The sequence below is a fragment of the Paenarthrobacter sp. NPDC089322 genome (assembly GCF_040684895.1).
GTDB lineage: Bacteria > Actinomycetota > Actinomycetes > Actinomycetales > Micrococcaceae > Arthrobacter.
In genome coordinates, this window is sequence record NZ_JBFBGW010000017.1 from 82,524 (window position 1) to 102,293 (window position 19,770).

20 protein-coding genes are annotated in these 19,770 nt (G+C 64.3%); 15 read left to right on the plus strand and 5 right to left on the minus strand.

What is annotated here, in order from left to right; genetic code table 11:
* Window position 1 precedes the first annotated feature (1 nt).
* From AB0N65_RS16040 to AB0N65_RS16060, 5 genes are all read right to left on the minus strand, one after another.
* Complete coding sequence (locus AB0N65_RS16040) at window positions 2-652, minus strand: hypothetical protein (RefSeq protein WP_364163626.1); 651 nt, start codon at window positions 650-652, stop codon at window positions 2-4.
* Window positions 624-1,259, minus strand: a complete 636-nt coding sequence (locus AB0N65_RS16045) for a hypothetical protein (protein ID WP_364163629.1) — start codon at window positions 1,257-1,259, stop codon at window positions 624-626. Before AB0N65_RS16045 ends, AB0N65_RS16040 begins: the two co-directional genes overlap by 29 nt.
* A gap of 57 nt (window positions 1,260-1,316) precedes the next feature.
* Window positions 1,317-2,126 carry a hypothetical protein gene (locus AB0N65_RS16050; RefSeq protein WP_364163632.1) on the minus strand — a complete coding sequence of 270 codons (810 nt, stop codon included), beginning with the start codon at window positions 2,124-2,126 and terminating at the stop codon, window positions 1,317-1,319.
* Complete coding sequence (locus tag AB0N65_RS16055; protein ID WP_364163635.1) at window positions 2,123-3,103, minus strand: hypothetical protein; 981 nt, start codon at window positions 3,101-3,103, stop codon at window positions 2,123-2,125. The genes AB0N65_RS16050 and AB0N65_RS16055 overlap by 4 nt, the downstream gene beginning before the upstream one ends.
* Before the next feature lie 228 nt (window positions 3,104-3,331).
* On the minus strand, window positions 3,332-3,820 hold the full coding sequence (locus tag AB0N65_RS16060) for an inorganic diphosphatase (protein ID WP_364163638.1): 489 nt from the start codon (window positions 3,818-3,820) through the stop codon (window positions 3,332-3,334).
* A gap of 210 nt (window positions 3,821-4,030) precedes the next feature.
* On the opposite strand from AB0N65_RS16060, the gene dacB reads away from it, so the two are divergent.
* The 15 genes from dacB (at window position 4,031) to AB0N65_RS16135 (ending at window position 19,336) form a co-directional block, all read left to right on the plus strand.
* On the plus strand, window positions 4,031-5,479 hold the full coding sequence (dacB, locus tag AB0N65_RS16065; RefSeq protein WP_364163641.1) for a D-alanyl-D-alanine carboxypeptidase/D-alanyl-D-alanine-endopeptidase: 1,449 nt from the start codon (window positions 4,031-4,033) through the stop codon (window positions 5,477-5,479).
* 60 nt (window positions 5,480-5,539) lie between these two features.
* On the plus strand, window positions 5,540-6,661 hold the full coding sequence (locus AB0N65_RS16070) for a zinc-dependent metalloprotease (protein ID WP_364163643.1): 1,122 nt from the start codon (window positions 5,540-5,542) through the stop codon (window positions 6,659-6,661).
* A 119-nt stretch (window positions 6,662-6,780) separates the two neighbouring features.
* Entirely contained in the window at window positions 6,781-7,839 is a 1,059-nt protein-coding gene (gene tilS, locus AB0N65_RS16075) for a tRNA lysidine(34) synthetase TilS (RefSeq protein ID WP_364163690.1), read from the plus strand.
* A gap of 31 nt (window positions 7,840-7,870) precedes the next feature.
* Window positions 7,871-8,422, plus strand: a complete 552-nt coding sequence (hpt, locus tag AB0N65_RS16080) for a hypoxanthine phosphoribosyltransferase (RefSeq protein ID WP_364163646.1) — start codon at window positions 7,871-7,873, stop codon at window positions 8,420-8,422.
* Window positions 8,423-8,754: 332 nt separating this feature from the next.
* Window positions 8,755-10,824: an ATP-dependent zinc metalloprotease FtsH gene (ftsH, locus tag AB0N65_RS16085; protein WP_364163649.1), complete on the plus strand. Its 2,070-nt coding sequence runs from the start codon at window positions 8,755-8,757 to the stop codon at window positions 10,822-10,824.
* 10 nt (window positions 10,825-10,834) lie between these two features.
* Window positions 10,835-11,467, plus strand: coding sequence for a GTP cyclohydrolase I FolE (gene folE, locus AB0N65_RS16090; RefSeq protein WP_364163652.1), 633 nt, complete (start codon window positions 10,835-10,837; stop codon window positions 11,465-11,467).
* A 7-nt stretch (window positions 11,468-11,474) separates the two neighbouring features.
* Window positions 11,475-12,380, plus strand: coding sequence for a dihydropteroate synthase (gene folP / locus AB0N65_RS16095; RefSeq protein ID WP_364163655.1), 906 nt, complete (start codon window positions 11,475-11,477; stop codon window positions 12,378-12,380).
* 12 nt (window positions 12,381-12,392) lie between these two features.
* Window positions 12,393-12,752, plus strand: a complete 360-nt coding sequence (folB, locus tag AB0N65_RS16100) for a dihydroneopterin aldolase (RefSeq protein WP_364163658.1) — start codon at window positions 12,393-12,395, stop codon at window positions 12,750-12,752.
* A complete protein-coding gene (folK, locus tag AB0N65_RS16105; RefSeq protein WP_364163660.1) occupies window positions 12,749-13,288 on the plus strand; it encodes a 2-amino-4-hydroxy-6-hydroxymethyldihydropteridine diphosphokinase in 540 nt (179 codons plus the stop codon). Before folB ends, folK begins: the two co-directional genes overlap by 4 nt.
* A 3-nt stretch (window positions 13,289-13,291) precedes the next feature.
* A complete protein-coding gene (locus AB0N65_RS16110) occupies window positions 13,292-13,813 on the plus strand; it encodes a DUF3180 domain-containing protein (RefSeq protein WP_364163663.1) in 522 nt (173 codons plus the stop codon).
* Entirely contained in the window at window positions 13,794-14,306 is a 513-nt protein-coding gene (locus AB0N65_RS16115) for a PH domain-containing protein (RefSeq protein ID WP_364163665.1), read from the plus strand. Before AB0N65_RS16110 ends, AB0N65_RS16115 begins: the two co-directional genes overlap by 20 nt.
* A gap of 44 nt (window positions 14,307-14,350) precedes the next feature.
* A complete protein-coding gene (locus AB0N65_RS16120) occupies window positions 14,351-15,946 on the plus strand; it encodes a PH domain-containing protein (protein ID WP_364163668.1) in 1,596 nt (531 codons plus the stop codon).
* Window positions 15,939-16,847 (plus strand): DUF2520 domain-containing protein, encoded by a 909-nt coding sequence (locus AB0N65_RS16125; protein WP_364163671.1) that lies wholly within the window; start codon window positions 15,939-15,941, stop codon window positions 16,845-16,847. The genes AB0N65_RS16120 and AB0N65_RS16125 overlap by 8 nt, the downstream gene beginning before the upstream one ends.
* A gap of 5 nt (window positions 16,848-16,852) precedes the next feature.
* The gene (gene panC, locus AB0N65_RS16130; protein WP_364163674.1) at window positions 16,853-17,755 is read left to right on the plus strand and encodes a pantoate--beta-alanine ligase; all 903 of its coding nucleotides are present in this window, start codon (window positions 16,853-16,855) and stop codon (window positions 17,753-17,755) included.
* Between the two features lie 105 nt (window positions 17,756-17,860).
* On the plus strand, window positions 17,861-19,336 hold the full coding sequence (locus tag AB0N65_RS16135) for a DHA2 family efflux MFS transporter permease subunit (protein WP_364163676.1): 1,476 nt from the start codon (window positions 17,861-17,863) through the stop codon (window positions 19,334-19,336).
* Window positions 19,337-19,770 lie beyond the last annotated feature (434 nt).

Sequence of the window (19,770 nt, forward strand, 5' to 3'; positions counted from 1 at the left end):
CTTAGTCAAGCGCCATCGAGCTGCTGAGGACGACAGCGGGCAGCGCGGCGGCAGAAACCTGCCGGGCGCCCGGGACCCCTGAGTACTCCATGGCTTGTTGGACGGCGCCCACCAGATCCGCCGGATCATGGTGGGAGGCGAAGACCCAGAAATCATCGCGGACCTTGAAAACCACCGCGTTCCGGCCCCCGGCCCCAAGGGACATCTTGCTCCGGGCCACCAGTCGACGATCCGGGTCAGTGTTGTCCGGGGTGGTTACAGCCTTGATGGAACCTGGCGCGATCTCCGCCCAGCGTGCCACCAACGTCGTTCGCGGCTGTGAGTAGCGGACGACCACCCCACCCTCAAAGATGAGCAGTTTCCGGAAGCTTCCCAGCAACGTCATCGCCCACAGCAGCAGGCCTGTCAGTGTGCTGGCCACGACGAACAGGAGGGGGTCGGAGAAGTATGCCGGTTCCCGTGTGGAACGGATCGGGGTGACGAACTCAGCGACCGTCCCGAAGACGAAACCAACCGCCAGGCAGGGAACGAGTGCCTTCCAGTAAATGTGGCGGGAGGGTGCGATGAACCGCAATTCACCGAGCTCGGGTCCCAGTCGCCGTTCAGAGCTCCTGACGAGCCAGTTACGGCCGCGCATCCGGACGCTGGCCATAGAGGTTGGGCAGGTTTTGCCCTTCGGCTTCAGCTGCTTGCCGGGCGGCCGTGGCCTTGGGATCGGGGATGGGCTGCTTGCCCTGCGCCGTGCCGGATCGGCGGTCCATTGCAGCAAACTTCGGATCCCAAGTGTCGCCCGAGCCGCCACTTAGGGCTGAGGCAATGACCATCACGACGAAGAACGGGAAGAAGGACCAGCAGATGGCACGCCAGCCGCCAAGCCAAGCACCCGCCGTCGTGCCGTCCTTGATCCTGACCGAGCGCATTCCTGCCGCGGCGTCCCCAACGCTGCCAACGCTGCCCCAGATCATGCCGTAAGCGAAGAGCCCCACGAACCAGAGGATGACGTACAGCGCTACCCACAGGCCGTTGTTGTAGGCCAGCGCCGAGCCGCTGTTCAGCATGGACTCGCGGACGACGGCCAGCACCACTGCCAGGACTGAATACCCGGCGAGGAACACGATCGCGTCCAACACCCGCCCCCAGAAGTGGGCAGCGCCGGACGCCTTGACGAAGTAGGCGCCGGTATCGGTGTGCCGACGGACTGCCCTGCCGTTGGCGGCATCAACCAGGCCGGTGGCGGTTTGGGACTTCGATGTGCTCATGAGGGGCTTTCAGCTCGACGGCGGTATGGCGGCTTGGTGATTCTGTCCGGGGAAGTGTCAGGCCAAGCCTGCGAGTCCAGCGAGGACTCCGGCGAGACCGACAGCGGACGTCTCCTTCAACTCCAGCCTGACAGACCCGCCTTGCTCCGGTGAATCCATGCCCTCCGGGGAGCCCTCCACGCGGGGGGTCAGTACGTGGACGCCGGACGGGCCGGTGTACACGGTGACCGTGGGGAAGTGGTTGGTGTCGGCATTGAACGCCACTACGTTGCTGGCAGCCTGGGTGTCGGCCAAGGTTGTTGCCGCGTGCTGTTCGAATTCTGCCTCGGTGTACTCCGTGGGATCCGTGTCGCGCGTGGCGGACTTGTTCGGGTCCACGAATTCCGCGAGGCGGTGGACCAGTTGTTCACGGGTGATAACCGTGAAGCCGTGCAGACCGCCTTCGTCCACTTCTTCCAGCAGAACGCCTTCGTCGTGAACGTAGCCATAAAGCCATCGCTTGCCCGTGGATACGGTGCGTTCCACGGAGACCACGCTGCTGCCGCTCCGGCGAAGTGTCAGGGCGCCGGTGATCTCTTCCGTAGCGTGCAGCCGGCTCGGCTCTGTCTCGCCCTCGAAAATCACGGGGTACACAAGTTCCTTCGCCAGCAGCCCACGCAGGGCAACGGCGCACATGAGGTCCTTGCTGGCGTCCTGGGTGGACAACCAGGGCAATGCCACGAGCTGCTCGTGCTGGACGCCGTCCAGGGCAACCACTTCTTCGTCCGTCAATGTGGGGAGTGCTGCGCCCGTTGCGCTGGCCTTGGCGAGTACCTTCGCGGCCGCCTCAATGTCCCGCTGGGTCCATTTCATGGTGCTGGTGGTCATCCGAATATCCCTCCGACAAAGTTTCCGACTGACTTGGCGGCATCACTGACCCCGTCTGCCACCTTACTGCCTACGTCCTTGGCGAAGTTGCCTACCTCCCTTGCGCCATCGGCAATGTAGCTGCCCGGATTGCGGGCAAAGTTGGAGATGGAATCCCAGTTGTCGGCCACAAGGTTGCCCAACGCCCAAGCGCCGGCAACGATGCCTGCGCCGATCACGATCGGGGCGCCGATGGGGCCAAGGAGGGCGGCGCCGCCGGCGGTCATGAGCATGATGCTGCCCACGCCGCCCACCACGGAAAGGCCACCGGCGATGCGGTCTCCCGTGCCACGCCAGCCGTCGTGCTCAGGGTTGATCATGTCGCTGATCCCGCCCACGATGTTCAGCGGCGCCGCCAAGGCGCCGGCGATCCGCAGGCCCTTGGAGAACTTGCTCGCATCCTGGAAGGCCTGGCTGTACGGAATGTTTGCCTTGAGGTCCGTGAGGACGTCCGTGACCTTTTCCCCGTTGCGCAGTGCGGTGAGGGCATCCCGGATTACCGTTCCGCCGGCGCGCCAGTTGGTCAGGACTTCGCGCGTTTTGACCCATTCCGCGTGCCCCAGCTTGCCGTACTTGTAGGCTGTCCATAGTTGCGCAGCGAGGTCCTTGACGCCCAAACCGGTGTCGTAGACGTCTTTCAATACGCCAACCGACGTGCCGGAGCCATCATTGTGGCTCGCGAACTCCTGCTGGTTTGCGTGCTTCTTCAGCTCGCTGGCGTTTTCCCGGAGCATGTTGGCTGCCTTGACCAGGCTCTGCCTGTGCTGGCTGTTCCAGTCGCTCTTGAACATGGAGGCGTCCCGGCCCTGCCACGCAGTCGTGGAATTAATGGCGTTGGACAGCTGCATGCTCTGCAAGTTGATGGCATCGGCAGCTTTGCCCATCACGCCTGCAAGACTGCGGAGCTGCGCGATGTCCGCGCCGTAGAACCCAGCCATATGGAACCCCCTGTGTGCATCGAAAAGTCTCGTCCCAGCCTAGGCTGACCCCGCAAGCGCCGCGATGGGGAGACATGCCCATGTGAAAAACTTCCGCTTAAAGTACGACGGCGGGTGGTGCCGTCCCGTACGGAACCGCACCACCCGCCGTCGTGACCCAACTGAGTCGCAGTTAAGCACGTTTTGGGCCTCCAGAACGCGCACAATTGCGACTCAGTTGGGGAAGAATCAGTGGCCTTCGGCCGAGAAGCGCTTGATGGATGCTTCCAGTTCGGCTTCGGCAGCGGCACGGTCGCCCCAGCCTTCGGCCTTGACCCACTTGCCGGGCTCGAGGTCCTTGTAGCGGGTGAAGAAGTGCTCGATCTCCTTGATCAGGAATTCGCTGACATCGCTGACTTCCTTGATGTGGTCAAAGCGGGCGTCGGCCGGAACACAGAGGACCTTGGCATCTCCGCCGCCGTCGTCGGTCATGTTGAACACGCCGATGGGGCGGGACTCAACGATGACGCCCGGGTGGAGGTCGAAGTCCTGCAGGAGCACCAGTGCGTCCAAGGGGTCGCCATCTTCGCCCAGGGTGTTCTCGAAGAACCCGTAGTGCGTGGGGTACTGCATGGAAGTGAACAGGACGCGGTCCAGGCGGACACGGCCGGTTTCGTGGTCAACTTCGTACTTGACGCGCGATCCCTTAGGGATCTCGATGGTCACGTCGTGCTTCATGGATGCTCCTTGACGGGTGTGGGTGGGGCGTTGCTCCGCCGAAGCGGCGGCCGTCACTGATGACGGCCCCTGGGCAGGCTGCTCAGCCCGGGGCTGGCGGCATGCGGAAGTACAGCCGACGCCGCCGACTACTATTGAGGATATAGGGAGAGGCCCGGGTTTCTTGAACCGGCGGGGACATTTGAGGACTGACAGGACCAAGCAACCTTCATGAAGGGCGTTAAAGACGGGGATGCCCGCAGGTGGGTATCCACGGTGTGGCGGCGCTTGAAGTGGCCGTTGCTCTTGGCCGGTGTCCTTCTTTGTGTTGGAGCGATCGTGGTGGCGGGGATGGTTCCGGGACTTCTTAACGGGCCCAAGTCCGTGCCCCCTCCGCCCGCGTGGCAGCAAGGACCCAGCCAACTTTCGGACGTCAACAGCGTGCTTCCGTTGGGTGACGATGCTCCGTTGCCCGTACCTGCTGAGTTGGCCCGGCTCTTGAACGAAACCCTCAAGCCGGACGGCACGGGGAGCATTACGGGCGTCGTCATGGATGCCTCCACCGGCGAGGTCCTTTTCGACCGCGAAGCCGACGCCAACCGGATCCCGGCGTCGAACATGAAGCTGCTGACCGCCGTCGCCGCCTTGAAAGCGATGGGGCCCGAGTCCCGTTTCACCACGCGAGTGCTCGCATCGGAGGATCCTTCAACCGTGGTCCTGACCGGCGGCGGGGACGTGCTGCTCGGCGCGGGCGCCTCCGATTCCTCGGCCGTCATGGGCCGTGCCGGGCTGGGGTCCTTGGCCTTGGACACCGCTGCAGCGCTAACCTCAGCGGGCGTCAAAGGACCCATCAATGTGCAGGTGGATGATTCCCTCTTTAGCGGCGCGCCCCTGAATCCGGCGTGGAGCCCGGACGACGTCGCCGCGGGCGAGACCGCGCCCTTGTTCTCCTTGGCGCTGAATTCCGGACGCTACTCACCCTCCGTCACCACTGGCCCGCGGCCGCAGGATTCGGCCGTCACCACCGCCCAGGCGTTCGCCGGGCAACTGGCGGCTGCCGGCGTCCAGGTGAGTCCCGGCGTCGAACGTGGCAAAGGCATCCCCACCAACGTGTTGGCCAGTGCGGATTCAGCAACGGTGGCGGAGCAGGTGGACCTGATGCTGGAGTCCTCGGACAATTTCCTGGCGGAAGCACTCGGGCGGATGACCGCCGTTGCGTCCGGCGGTGAGGCGACGTACGACGGCGCCACTGCGGCCGTGCGGCAAAGGCTGGGGGAGTTGGGCATCGCCACGGATTCGATGCAGTTGGCCGACGTTTCCGGGCTCGCGCTGGAAAACCAGGTCAGCGCCAAGCAGTTCGCGGAGGTGGTCCGTGCCATCACGAGCGGTCCGGACCTTGCCCTTCGGACAGCGCTTGACGGTTTTCCGGTGGCAGGCCTGACGGGCACCCTGGACGACAGGTACGTCGACGCCGGCACTGCTGAGGGCGCTGGGTTGGTGCGGGCCAAGACGGGCACGCTCAACACGGTCATCGCCCTGAGCGGGTATGTTGTGGACGCTGACGGACGGTTACTCGTCTTCTCTTTCATCGGGAACGGGCTGCAACCGGGCGCTGCGGGAAACAAGGTTGCCATGGACCGGTCGGCGTCGGTGCTGGCGTCCTGCGGGTGCCGCGGCTAAAGCTCAGCGCGGAGCGAACTTAAGGCCCCAATGTCAGCGGGGTGTGGTGTGATGGACCGTATGGTGTCATCTGCCCGAGATTCGTCAGCAGGGGCCCCGTCCCTGATCAATTGGGACCTGGCCGCCGCTACGGCTGCCCGGCTTGCCCCTCCCGGTCCGGCGCTGAGCGCCGGGGAAATCGGCAAGGCGGTGGAGAACCTGCGCTTCAACGCGGATATCTCCGTTCCGCACGTCCACGACATCACCGGCCTCGATGCCGCCAGGGACCTGCGGGATTCCCACGTGCTCGTCGTGGACCGGGCCTCGTGGTCCAAGGCCAACACGCAGAGTTTCTCCGTGATGCTCGGGCCCGCGCTGAAGCAGATGGTGGAGAGCCGGAGCACTCTTTCCATGACGCCTGCAGCGGCTGCCGCCGGCGGGGCCATCACCGGCAGCCAACTGGGCGCCATCCTCGCGTTCCTGTCCAGCAAAGTCCTGGGCCAGTACGATCCGTTTGCGGCCCTCGCACCGGAAGCGCATGTTCCGCCGGGCGGACGGCTCCTTCTTGTGGCGCCCAACATCATCTCCGTGGAACGCGAACTGAACGTGCACCCGGATGACTTCCGGCTGTGGGTGTGCCTTCATGAGCAGACGCACCGTGTGCAGTTCGCCGCCGCACCGTGGCTTCGTCACCACATGCTGGACGAGATCGAGAAGCTCAGCGGTCACCTGCTCGGCAACATGGACACCTTGGTTGAGCGGGCCAGTGCGGTGGCCAAGTCCCTGCGCGACCGTTCCGCCTCCGGCAATGTGCCTGGTCGCGGTGCCATCCTCGATCTCCTGCAGGACCCGGAGGAGAAGGCATCCATTTCGCATCTGACTGCGGTGATGAGCCTCCTGGAAGGCCATGCCAACGTGGTGATGGATGCAGTGGATTCGAGCATCGTCCCGTCCGTGAAGACCATCCGCCAACGCTTCAACGATCGCGGCAAGGATCGCGGCATCATCGAGAAGTTCATCCGGAACCTCCTGGGCCTGGACGCCAAGATGCGCCAGTACACGGACGGCGCCAAGTTCGTCCGCGAAGTCGTGGCGGTTGGTGGCATGGAGGGCTTCAACAGGGTCTGGGATGCCGCCGAAAACCTTCCCACCGAAGAAGAAATTCACAACTCCAAGCTGTGGCTTGAGCGGATGGGGCTTTGAGCGTTCCTTCCGGTGCCGTCAGCGACTTTTCGGAGGGGGACGCTGCTGCCCGCGCTGTCGTTAAGGGTCGACGACGACCTGGTCGTTTGGCGCCGGTCGTCGGCAAGGCGCGGAAGCACTTGGAGAACGCCTTGGCAGCTGCTGGTTATCCGGCGCGGATCCTCGTTGCCTGCAGCGGCGGGCCGGACTCTCTGGCCTTGGCTGCAGTTGCTGCCTACTTTGCACGCCGGGGGCACGTAGATGGGCATCCAGTCTCTGTTGCCGCAGCGATCGTGGATCACCAACTGCAGCCCGGCTCGGCGGAGGTAGCTTCCCGGACCGCCTCTGTTCTGCGCGAACTGGGGCTTTCCCCGGTAGAGGTTCGCACTGTTGAGGTGTCATCCACGGGCTTCGGGCCTGAAGCCGCTGCCAGGGACGCCCGCCACGCTGCCCTTGAAGCGGCCGCAGACGCACACGGCTGCAATGTCATCCTGCTGGGGCACACCCTGGACGACCAAGCCGAGCAGGTTCTCCTTGGCTTGGCCCGCGGCTCGGGTACCCGGTCGTTGGCAGGCATGCGGCCCGCCCGAGGCCGCCTGCTCCGCCCTTTCCTTGGCCTGCGCCGCATGGAGACCCTGGAAATCTGCGACGCCGAGGAACTGGAACCCTGGCACGATCCGAGCAACGCTGACCCTGCGTTCGCCCGCTCCAGGACACGGGTGGAGGTCATGCCCGTGCTCGAGGAAAAGCTGGGCCCGGGAGTTGCCGAATCGTTGGCGCGCACGGCGGCGATTCTTCAACAGGACGCGGATTTCCTCGAGGACCTCGCGGACCAAACGTACGGCTCCCTCGTGCAGCGGACGGATGATGGTGCATGGTTGCCGGAGGACGCCGTCCGGGACCTTCCCGCAGCGCTCCGGTTCCGCGTCATCGCGAAGGCGGCTGCCGACGTCGGAGGTCAACAACCCGGCTACGGGCGGCTGCAGGCCGCGGAAGCATTGCTCCGCCGCCAGGGTTCGGCCGGCCCGGTTGAACTTCCCGGCCATGTCAGTGTGTACCGGTTGTCCCTCAGCGATTTGGAGCAGGAACGAGCCGCCGCGGCGGTCGTCGGGACGGGTGATTCAGCTTCGGCCGGTCCCCGTGAGGCTGTGCGCTGTGGGAAGCTAGTATTCCGGCATCAGAAATCGTCCCAACAGTAGCCGCACCCGAGCATCAAAACAGGAGCCATTGGTGGATTCAAACGACGTCCAGGCAGATCTCAAGCACGTTCTTTACACCAAAGAGCAGATCCAATCCCGCATCGCTGAACTGGCGGCGCAGATCGACAAGGACTACGAGGGCCGCGAACTGCTGATCGTTGGCGTCCTGAAGGGTGCCGTCATGGTCATGGCGGACCTGGCACGCGCACTTCACAGCCACGTCAGCATGGACTGGATGGCTGTTTCGTCCTACGGCTCGGGCACGCAGTCCTCGGGCGTCGTCCGCATCCTCAAGGACCTCGACACCGACCTCATGGGCAAGGACGTCCTGATTGTCGAGGACATCATCGACTCCGGGCTGACCCTGTCCTGGCTCAAGTCCAACCTCGAGTCCCGGGGCACTGCCAGCGTGGAGATCTGCACCGCCTTCCGCAAGCCGACGGCAGCCAAGGTTGAGATCGACGTCAAATACGTGGGCTACGACATCCCCAACGAGTTCGTGGTTGGTTACGGCCTGGATTACGCCGAGAAGTACCGCAACCTGGACTTCGTGGGCACCCTGGCCCCGCACGTTTACGAGTAAGCGTTTCATTCGCAGCGCTGCCGCACCGCTTCCCACCTTCCGCCCGGTAATTATGGCTGCGGACGGCGGGAACGGGTGCGGCGTTTGCGCTTAAGGGCGCGCCCGGAGTCAGTGTTTGGAGCCGCTGCGGGGATTACAAAAACCGGGGCCCAGTGCTCTGTTTTAGCCGGTCATAGGCGAGTATCCTGTGTACGCCCAGAGGGAACTTTTGAGCTTTCCAGTGCGTGAATTACTGGGAACGGTGTATAGCTAGAAACTGAAGCAGCACCACTTGCGCGCAGAAGTTGCGCCTTGCAGCACTACCAGGAGGGACGGGGCGCAACCCCGATCAGATGAAAGCTAAGAGTTTCTTCAAAGGTCCGGGCATCTGGATTGTTGTCGTCGTTGGCTTGCTCCTGGTGGCATTCGCAACCCTGGCTCCGGGCGGTTCGACGCGCATTGACACCAAGGACGGCCTGGAGCTCCTTGCCCAGAGCGGCAAGGTGGAGCAGGCAAAGATTTTCGACGCCGAGAACCGCGTTGACCTGGTGCTCAAGGACAACCTGAACATTGACGGCCAGGACAAGGGCAAGAACGTCCAGTTCTTCTACGTCACGGACCGTGGCCCCGATGTTGTCAAGGCCGTCACCAACGCAAACCCGGACAAGGGCTTCACTGACCAGCCGATCGAGAACAACTGGTTCTCCGGCCTGTTCTCCCTGCTCATCCCGGTGCTGCTGCTCGGTGTGCTGTTCTGGTTCCTCCTGTCCCGTATGCAGGGCGGCGGCTCCAAGGTGATGCAGTTCGGCAAGTCCAAGGCCAAGCTGGTCAACAAGGACATGCCCCAGGTCACCTTCGCTGACGTTGCCGGTGCTGACGAAGCCGTTGAAGAGCTCCAGGAAATCAAGGAATTCCTCCAGGAACCGGCAAAGTTCCAGGCTGTAGGCGCCAAGATCCCCAAGGGTGTGCTGCTGTACGGCCCTCCAGGGACCGGTAAGACCCTGCTGGCCCGTGCCGTGGCAGGCGAAGCCGGCGTTCCCTTCTTCTCGATCTCCGGTTCCGACTTCGTTGAGATGTTCGTCGGTGTGGGTGCTTCCCGTGTCCGTGACCTCTTTGAACAGGCCAAGGCGAGCTCCCCGGCCATCATCTTCGTCGATGAAATCGATGCCGTGGGCCGTCACCGTGGCGCCGGTATCGGCGGCGGTAACGATGAACGCGAGCAGACCCTGAACCAGCTGCTCGTGGAAATGGACGGCTTCGACGTCAAGACCAACGTCATCCTGATCGCCGCCACCAACCGTCCGGATGTGCTGGACCCCGCGCTGCTCCGCCCGGGACGTTTCGACCGCCAGGTCACCGTGGAAGCTCCCGACCTGCAGGGCCGTGAGCAGATCCTCAACGTCCACTCCAAGGGCAAGCCGATGGCACAGGGCATCGACTTGAAGGCTGTTGCCAAGAAGACTCCCGGCTACACCGGCGCCGACCTCGCCAACGTCCTCAACGAGGCCGCCCTTCTGACCGCCCGTTCCAACGCCAACCTCATCGATGACCGTGCGTTGGATGAGGCCATCGACCGCGTGATGGCCGGGCCGCAGAAGCGCAGCCGGGTCATGAAGGAACTGGAACGCAAGATCACGGCGTACCACGAGGGTGGCCACGCCCTGGTGGCAGCGGCTTTGCGGAACTCCGCACCGGTCACCAAGATCACCATCCTGCCGCGTGGCCGCGCACTCGGCTACACCATGGTGGTTCCCGAGGATGACAAGTACTCGGTTACCCGCAATGAACTGCTCGACCAGATGGCGTACGCCATGGGTGGGCGCGTTGCTGAAGAAATCGTGTTCCACGATCCCTCCACCGGTGCCTCGAACGACATCGAAAAGGCAACGTCCACGGCCCGCAAGATGGTCACCCAGTACGGCATGAGTGAGCGCGTCGGTGCCGTGAAGCTTGGCCAAGGTGGCGGCGAGCCGTTCCTGGGCCGCGACGCCGCACAGGAGCGCAACTTCTCGGACCAGATCGCCTACGTGGTGGACGAGGAAGTGCGCCGGCTCATTGACCAGGCACATGACGAGGCTTACGCCATCCTTACCGAAAACCGCGACATCCTGGACCGCCTGGCCCTGGAGCTGCTGGAACGCGAAACCTTGAACCAGGCCGAGATCGCAGACATTTTCCGTGATGTCCGCAAGCGCGATTTCCGTGAGATCTGGCTATCCAAGGAGTCCCGTCCCGTGCAGACCATTCCTCCAGTGGAATCGCGCGCCGAGAAGGCTGAACGCGAAGCCCAGGAGGAGGCCAAGAAGGCCCGCTTGGACGAGCCACTGGACTCTGTTGCCCCGCACGCCCAGGGCGTCAGCAGCCAGGAGTCGTTCCAGGCGCCAAAGCCCGACGGCGGCAACGACTCTCCGCTTCACGGCTAAGCTTTCTGCTGTGACTCATTTCGACGACGACGACCTCGCCGCCGCCCACGGTTCCGCCGTGGACGCCAAGCGGGGCCATAAAGTGGACCGCCCGCGCATTGAAGCAGCAGTCCGCGAGATCCTCCTGGCCATTGGTGAAAACCCTGACCGGGGAGGCCTGGTGGACACGCCCAAGCGCGTGGCCAAGGCCTACGCGGAGGTTTTCGCGGGCCTGCACCAGAACCCCGCGGAGGTCCTTTCCACCACCTTCGACCTCGACCATGAAGAGCTTGTCCTCGTGAAGGACATCCCCTTCTACTCCACGTGTGAACACCACTTGGTACCGTTCCACGGTGTTGCGCATGTCGGTTACATTCCGTCACATGACGGCAAGGTGACAGGCCTGAGCAAGCTTGCACGTTTGGTGGACATCTACGCTCGTCGCCCGCAGGTCCAGGAGCGCCTCACCACGGAAATCGTTGAGGCGCTCGTGACGCACCTCAACCCGCGCGGTGCGATTGTCGTCGTCGAGTGCGAACACATGTGTATGTCCATGCGCGGCATCCGTAAGCCGGGCGCAAAGACCGTCACCAGTGCGGTGCGCGGTCAACTCCATGACCCGGCCACCCGCGCCGAGGCCATGAGCCTCATACTCGGAAGGTAAGCAATATATGGATTCCCTCGCTGCAGCACCCGGAACCGGCCCGGCCACAAGCCCGTTGCCGATTCTCCGCAAGCCGCGACCCGCGGCACGGTTCGAGGACCTGCCAACGGACCGGACCCTCGTTATGGGAATCCTGAATGTCACCCCGGATTCCTTCAGCGACGGCGGCGCCCACCGCACGCCCGACTCCGCGATCGCCCTGGGCTTGCGGATGTTCTACGCCGGTGCGGACATCATCGACGTCGGTGGAGAGTCCACGCGTTCCGGCGCTGAACCGGTGAGCCCCGAGGAGGAGCAGCGCCGCGTCCTCCCCGTGATTGAGGCGCTGGTGAAGGCCGGCGCCCTGGTCAGTATCGACACGATGCACACATCCACGGCAGCAGCCGCCGTGGATGCCGGCGCCGCAATCATCAACGACGTCTCCGGGTTGACCATTGAGCCGGACATGCCGGAACTCGTCGCCCGTGCCAAGGTGCCCTATATCCTCACGCATCGTCGTGGGGATGCACTCACCATGGACAGCCTCGCGGACTACAACGACGTAACGGCGGACGTCGTGGCGGAGCTGAAGGGAGTCCGCGACAAGCTGTACGCGGCAGGAGTCGCCCCCGAGCAAATCATCGTTGATCCAGGCATTGGCTTCTCCAAGAAGGAAGACCACAACTGGGAAATCCTGAAGAACCTGGACCAGCTCTTCGGGCTCGGCCACAAGGTGATGGTGGCAGCATCCCGCAAGCGGTTCCTTGGTTCGCTCCTGACAGTGGCCGGCAAGGCTGCCGCCCCGCAGGAACGTGACGCGGCCACCGCAGCCATCACTGCCTTGAGTGCCGCGAAGGGCGCGTGGGCTGTCCGCGTCCACGACGTCGGTCCAAGCCTTGACGCCGTCAAGGTCGCCGCTCGAATCGCCCGCTGACCGGAGGACGCTGTGGACAGGATCACGCTGACCGGCGTCACCGCCGTCGGCTATCACGGAGTGTTCGACTTCGAGCGCCGGGACGGCCAGCCGTTCGTGGTGGACGCCGTGCTGCACACGGATTTCACCAAGGCTGCGGAGACGGACGACCTCCAGTTCACAGCGCACTACGGCGAGGTGGCCGAACTCATCACCAAGCACATCGAGGGCGAGCCGCTGAACCTGATTGAAGGTTTGGCGGTCAGGATTGCCGAGGGCATCCTCGCCAACTACGACGTGACCGCCGTCGACGTCACCGTCCACAAACCCAAAGCCCCCATAGAGGTGCCGTTCGGCGATGTCACGGTGAGCGTCCACCGGGAGCGATCATGAACTCCGGGTACACCAAAGCCATCCTTGCCCTGGGCAGCAACCTGGGGGAGCGGAACGACACCCTGTCCACGGCGGTCGCGGATCTTGTGGATCCTCCCGAGGTGCGGCTCCTTGGCGTTTCGCCGGTGGTGCAGACCAAAGCTGTGGGTGGTCCCGAAGGCCAACCTGACTTCCTGAACATGGTCATGGCGGTTGAAACTACGCTGACTCCCCTCGAACTGCTGGAGCACTGCCACGGCGTCGAGCAGAAGCACCACCGGACCCGGGAAGTCCGTTGGGGTCCGAGGACCCTGGACGTGGACATCATCGTTTATGGTGAGCTCGTGAGCGAGGACCCCATTCTCACCATCCCGCACCCGAGGGCCGCGGAGCGGGCGTTCGTCCTGTACCCGTGGTCCTTGCTGGAGCCCAACGCCAAACTGAATGGTCGCAGCGTTGCTGAACTTGCCGCCGTCGCGAATGACATGCCGGATATCCGGCGCTTTGACGGGTACGGTGACATCGCTGGTGTCCCCGCGACGGGAGCCGTGGAGTAGCTTATGAAAGCCATGCGTCCGCTGGTCCTGGTGACTATCGCCGTCGTTGCTGCCGCCATAGGCTGGCTGGCCACGGCGGCAACCAACCGCTTCAGCATGCCGACCCCTGTGCTGCCGGTCTCTGCTCTGGTGACCATGGGTGTCATCGCCGTGCTCACGCTGATCATGGGGATCCGCGTCCTCCGGTGGCGCAACGGCAAGAAGAAGAACCTGCTGAACCCGATCCTGGCTGCCCGGACCCTGATCCTGGCTCAGGCGTGTGCCTACGCAGGGACGCTCCTGCTGGGTTGGCACGCCGGAATCGCTCTGGACCTCCTGCGCATCGGGACCCTGCGGAGCGGTGAAGGAATCCTCTGGAACGCCCTGCTCATGGGCGGTGGTGGCGTGGTGATGGTCATCGTCGGGCTGGTTGTGGAGCGGTTCTGCCGCATCCCTCCTGAGGATTTTGAGGGCGGTACGGCCGGACCGGAAACCCGTCGCGGCGAAGCAAAAGGCGAAGGCGAGTATGCGTACCGAGGCGATTGACCCTCCCGGTATCCAGTGGGTGCGGGTGTCCCCGAAGTACGTCACCGTCCGTTTGGTGGAATGGACCATTGGCAACGTGGTGATGCTGGCCATCGTGAGCCTTCCCTTGGTTTTCGTGCAGATGGGTTGGTGGCGTTGGCCTCCGCTGTGGCTGGCCATCGCGGTTCCGGCCGTGATGCTGGTCCTGGCTCTGTGGCGGCTGGTGCTGATTCCTCGCCAGGTCCGGGCGATCGGTTACGCGGAGCGTGACGACGACCTCCTCATCCGCCGCGGCATCTTCTTCCAGCGGACCATGGTGGTTCCGTACGGCCGGATGCAGTACGTGGACGTGGCCGTGGGGCCGGTTGAACGCGGGCTGGGACTCTGCACTTTGAAACTCCACACGGCTTCCGCCGGGACCAACGCCCACCTTCCCGGTCTTCCGGCCGCGGAAGGTGCCCGGTTGCGCGAGCAGCTTTCGGCGCGCGGAGAAGCCAGGCTGGCCGGGCTGTGAGCCCGGAGGACAGTTCGGCCGTTGGCCCTGAAAGCAGTGCCGCGATGAGCCTGCCGGGCAAAGCCGTCGACGGCGATTGGCGGCGCGTGCATCCGGCGTCACCGTTCGTGCGTGGCTGGGTGGCGTTGGCCGCCGTCGTGTATTTCTTTGGGCGTGACGCCTTCGAACGCATGCTTCAAGGGCGCGATTTCCTGGATCCGAACATCAGCGGCCGCGTCCCGTGGCTTTTGGCGGGCGGCGCCGCCCTGATGCTGCTGACCGTGGGCGGGTTCATCCTTAGTTGGTATTTCACGCGGTATCAAGTGGCGGAGGGCTACGTCCGGGTCAACACCGGGTTCCTTTTCAAGCAGCAGCGCCAGGCGCGGCTGGACCGCGTCCAGGCGATCGACATTGTGCAGCCCCTTTTGGCGCGGATCTTCGGTCTCGCTGAACTCAAGTTCGAAGTTGCCGACGCCGGTGAATCAGCCGTGCGTTTGGCGTACCTGCCGCTCGCCCAGGCCAAGCAGTTGCGCGCCACGATTTTGGCGAGGGCCGCCGGCGTGGTGAGTGGTCCTGCCACCCAGGAGGAAGTTCCCGAGGCTCCGGAACAGGTGGTGCTCTCTGTCCCGCCGTCGCGGCTGATTGGATCCCTGCTGCTGAGCGAGCAGACAATTTTCGTGGTGCTCGGGGCGGTGGCGTCCATTGCCATCTCCGTGATCACGGAGAACAACGCCATCTTCCTGGCCCTGATACCTGCTGTCCTGGGTATCGGCGCCGCGTACTGGAGTTCCTTCAACAAGGGGTACAACTTTACGGCAGCGATTTCCCCGGACGGCATCCGGCTGCGCTACGGACTTCTCGACACCCAAGCCCAGACCTTGCCGCCCGGCCGGATCCAGGCGCTGATGGTCACGCAGGCACCGCTGTGGAGGTTCTTCGGGTGGTATCGGATGCACGTCAACGTTGCGGGATACGGCCTTGCTGCCAGTGGGGAAGGCGCGGCCCGCACCATGCTGCTCCCCGTCGGTCTGAAGTCCGATGTGATGCGCATGTTGTCGCTGGTCCTTCCGGATCCGGGGATTGACGATCCCGTGCGTGTGTTTACTGCGGGGCTGGAGGGAATGGCGCCGGCTGGTTCCGGTGTGCGGGCTGGTTCCGGTCTGCCTGGGGGCGCGCCGGATGCTGGCGCGTCGGGCGCTGGGGGAGACGGTTTTGTCACCACTCCGCGCCGTGCTCGTTGGTTGGCCCCGCTGGGCTGGCGGCGCAACGGTTTCCTGGCCACCCGCACTGCGCTGCTTCTTCGTTCGGGGCGTTTGTGGCGTGCTTTGGTGGTGGTTCCGCACCAGCGCACCCAGTCCATGGCCCTGCAGCAGGGGCCGCTGGCCCGACGCTTCGGGGTGGCCGATCTCGTCCTCCACACCACGGCAGGTCCCGTGTCTCCGCGCCTCTTCCATGCCGACGTAACGCAGGCCGTCGAGCTTTTCGACCAGCAGGCTGCACGGGCCCGGGAAGCGCGGAAGCGGCAAACGAGCGAGCAGTGGCTGGCGCAAGTAGCGCCCGCGACGGCGGGACCCGAACCGGCGCCGCCTTCAACGGAGCAGGCTTCACCGCAAGCTGCCCCACCGCAGATTCCTAGCAGGGAGGACCAGAACCATGGCTAGGCCAGGTCGACTTGGAGTCGGTGTCATCGGCGCCGGCAAGGTGGGTGCCGTCCTTGGTGCGGCCTTGCGCGCGGCCGAGCACGCCGTCGTCGGGGTTTCCGCAGTCTCCGAGGCGAGCCGGGAGCGTGCCGAGAGCCTGCTGCCGGGTGTCCCGATACTTGAGATTCAGGAGATCGTGGAGCGGTCGGAACTGGTGCTGCTTGCTGTGCCGGACGATTCTCTGGGCGAGCTCGTGGCCGGACTCGCGAAGCTCGGAGCTTGGCAGCCCGGACAACTGGTGGCGCATACATCCGGCCGGTTCGGCGTCGGAATCCTCCAGCCGGTTCGCGCGGCCGGTGCAATTCCGTTGGCGCTGCACCCGGCCATGACGTTCACCGGGATGAGCCTGGACCTGACGCGGCTCATGGACTGCACGTTCGGTGTCACCGCCGACGCCGCGATGCTGCCGATTGCCCAGGCGCTGGTAGTTGAGATGGGCGCGGAACCGGTGGCCATTGCCGAGGCGGACCGAACGCTGTACCACGCCTCCCTCGCCCACAGCTCGAACCACATGGTGACGTTGGTAGCCCAGGCGTCGCAGCTGCTGCGGGAGATCGGCGTCGAATCGCCCGAATCCATGCTGGGGCCCCTGCTGCGCGCCACCTTGGAGAATGCCCTCGCTTCAGGCGAGTCGGCCCTGACGGGGCCGGTCGCCCGCGGCGATGTGGGCACGGTTTCGGCCCACGCGCAGGCGTTGAAGGAATACGACGGCGGTGCGGGCGGCGATGTCCTCGCGGCCTACCAGGCCATGGCGCGGGCAACGGCTCGCCGGGCCGGGAACCGAGGACTGCTGCGCCCCGAACAGTTGAAGGACATCAGCGCCGCGCTGGACAGCGAGCCCGCGGCGCCGGAAGGAAAATGAAGAGCATGGCCATCAAGCTTGTGACCACCGCCGCCGAACTTCGCGCCGAAAGTGCCCGCCTGCTCGCGGAAAAGCGCGGGAATTCGCAGGGTCTCGTGCCAACAATGGGCGCACTGCACTCCGGCCACGCCGCTTTGGCGCGCACAGCCGTGGCTGAGAACGACGTTGTTGTGGCCACCATTTTCGTGAACCCACTGCAATTCGGTGACGCCGTGGACTTGGACCGGTACCCGCGAACGCTCGAGGCAGACATGGCCCTGCTCGATGCCGAGGGCGTCGATCTCGTGTTTGCACCCTCCGTGGATGAGGTGTACCCGGGCGGCCAGCCATTGGTGCGCGTGACGTCCGGGCCATTGGGTGAAAAGTGGGAAGGCTCCTCACGCCCCGGGCACTTCGACGGCGCCCTGACTGTGGTTGCCAAGCTGCTGCACTACGGGCTGCCTGGCGGCGCCGCTGCGGACGGTTCGACGGCGGCCTACCGCGCCTACTTCGGCCAGAAGGACGCCCAGCAGCTTGCCTTGGTGAAACGCATGGTTGCCGACTTGAACTTCCCTGTGGAGATCGTTCCCGTGCCGACCGTCCGCAGCGACGACGGGCTGGCACTATCCAGCCGGAACCGTTTCCTTTCGGATGAAGAGCGTGAAGCCGCCCTCGTGCTCTCCCGGGCTTTGCGCCTGATCGAGTCGCGCGCAACCGCGCATGAACCGCTGGACCTGGATTCCGCCGTCGCGCTTGTTGAATCCCAACCACTGGTGGAACTGGACTATTTCGACGTCGTTGACCCCGCCACACTCGAACCGCTCGCCGAGAACTGCAAGGAGACGCCCTTCCGCGGCGAGGGGCTCGCCATCATTGCAGCCAAAGTGGGACCGGTGCGGTTGATTGACAACGCACCATTGAATTCCTGACGTTTGGATTTCCTGCTGACGGGAATGGCGGGGGAGCTTAGACTGTTCCTGTCTTTGCCGGCACAGATCGCCGGACACCAAAAATCCAAACCTTGGGGAATCTTCATGTCTACCGACGTCACGTCCGACGCCCACGGCGATCCCGTTTCCGGCGCACCTGCCCCTGCCTCCACGGAAGCAGGGCAGCCTCCTGTCAACGGAAAAATGTCCCGTGAGTCAGTCACGGTCATCGTCACCTTGTTGGTCGCCACTTTCGTGGTGATCCTCAACGAGACCATCATGAACGTCGCGCTTCAGCGGCTCATGACCGATCTGCGCGTGGATGCGCCCACGGTACAGTGGCTCGCCACCGGGTTCATGCTGACCATGGCGGTTGTGATTCCGACCACGGGGTTCATCCTTCAACGGCTGACCACCCGGGCGTCCTTCATGCTTGCCATGGGTCTTTTCAGCGGGGGCACGCTCCTGGCTGCGTTGGCACCGGGATTCGTGGTGTTGCTGCTGGCCCGGATCGTGCAGGCCGGCGGCACGGCCATCATGCTTCCGCTGCTGATGACCACCATCCTCACGTTGGTTCCGATGTCGCGACGCGGTGCGGTGATGGGCAACGTCAGCATCGCGATCTCGGTTGCTCCCGCCATGGGACCGACAGTTTCCGGCATCATCCTGGACCACTTCTCGTGGCGTTTCATGTTCGTGTTCGTGCTGCCGGTGGCCCTTGCTGCCCTTGCGATCGGTGCGAAGTACCTCACGAACGTTGGCGAGCGGGGCAAGACCACCCTGGACATCACCTCAGTTGTCCTGACCGTCCCGGCGTTTGGCGGGCTCGTTTACGGGCTCAGCCAAATCGGTGGCGCGAATGCCGGCGTGGTGCCGGTCATCGCGTTGGCGGTTGGCGTCGTGTGCTTGGCGCTCTTCGTCTTCCGCCAGATCAGGCTGCAGAAGTCCGACTCTCCGCTGCTCGATCTCCGCGCCTTCAACTTCCGCATGTTCACTGTGTCCACGCTCCTGATGGTCGTGGCCATGATGGCCCTGTTTGGCGGAGTTATCCTTTTGCCGCTCTACCTGCAGAACACCCTGCACCTGCAGCCCATGGAGACCGGACTGGCGTTGCTGCCGGGCGGCTTGGCTATGGGCCTCCTGGGCCCCGTGATCGGGCGCATCTTCGACAAAGTAGGGCCCCTGCCCCTGACTGTGTCCGGCTCGGTCCTCATGGTCCTGACCCTTTGGCAGTTCTCGCGGCTGGATGAAAGCAGCGCCCTGGGGTGGGTCATCGCCCTGCACGTGGCGCTTAGCCTGGGCTTGGCCCTGCTGTTCACGCCCGCTTTCACCACGGGCCTTAACCCGTTGCCTCCGCACCTGTACTCCCACGGGTCGGCCATCATGAGCACTGCGCAGCAGGTGTCCGGTGCTGCCGGTACTGCGCTGCTCGTGTCCATCTTCGCTGTAGTGTCTGCGTCCTCAGGGTTGGTTGCCGGCATGCAGGCTGCGTTCCTCGCCGCGACAATCATCGCGATCGCGGCAGTGGTCCTTGGCGCCATGATGCGCCGGACCGAGGGCGCCGGCCACGGAGGACACTGAGCCGCTGCCACCCCCCCTTGCGACGCTCTCTCACCTAAGGCCGTCTTTCCGGCGACGCTCTCTCATCGCCCGGGCTGCTCCCCTGAAGTTGGACTGGATTTCCGACTTCAGGGGAGCTTTCCAGTTTGGCCAACACTTCCGGTTCCTGGGTCGCGCTGCGGGTTTCATATCGGGGTGCCGGCTTTGGGCGCTGCTGTCTTAGCTGGCGCCTTTTGAGGGGATGCTCGACGGCGGCCCACCCTTTGGACGCTCTCACCGATTGCCCTGTTTATGGGTCGCTCTCTCACCGGTGGGCGGCTTTTGCTGGTCGCTCTTTCACCGTTGGCAGGCTTTTGCTGGTCGCTCTTTCACCGGGGGTGATGGGGTTCACGTGATGTGTTTTGTGGGGGTTGGGGTGGTTGGTGGGGGTTGGTGGTGGGTTTTGTGGTGTGTTT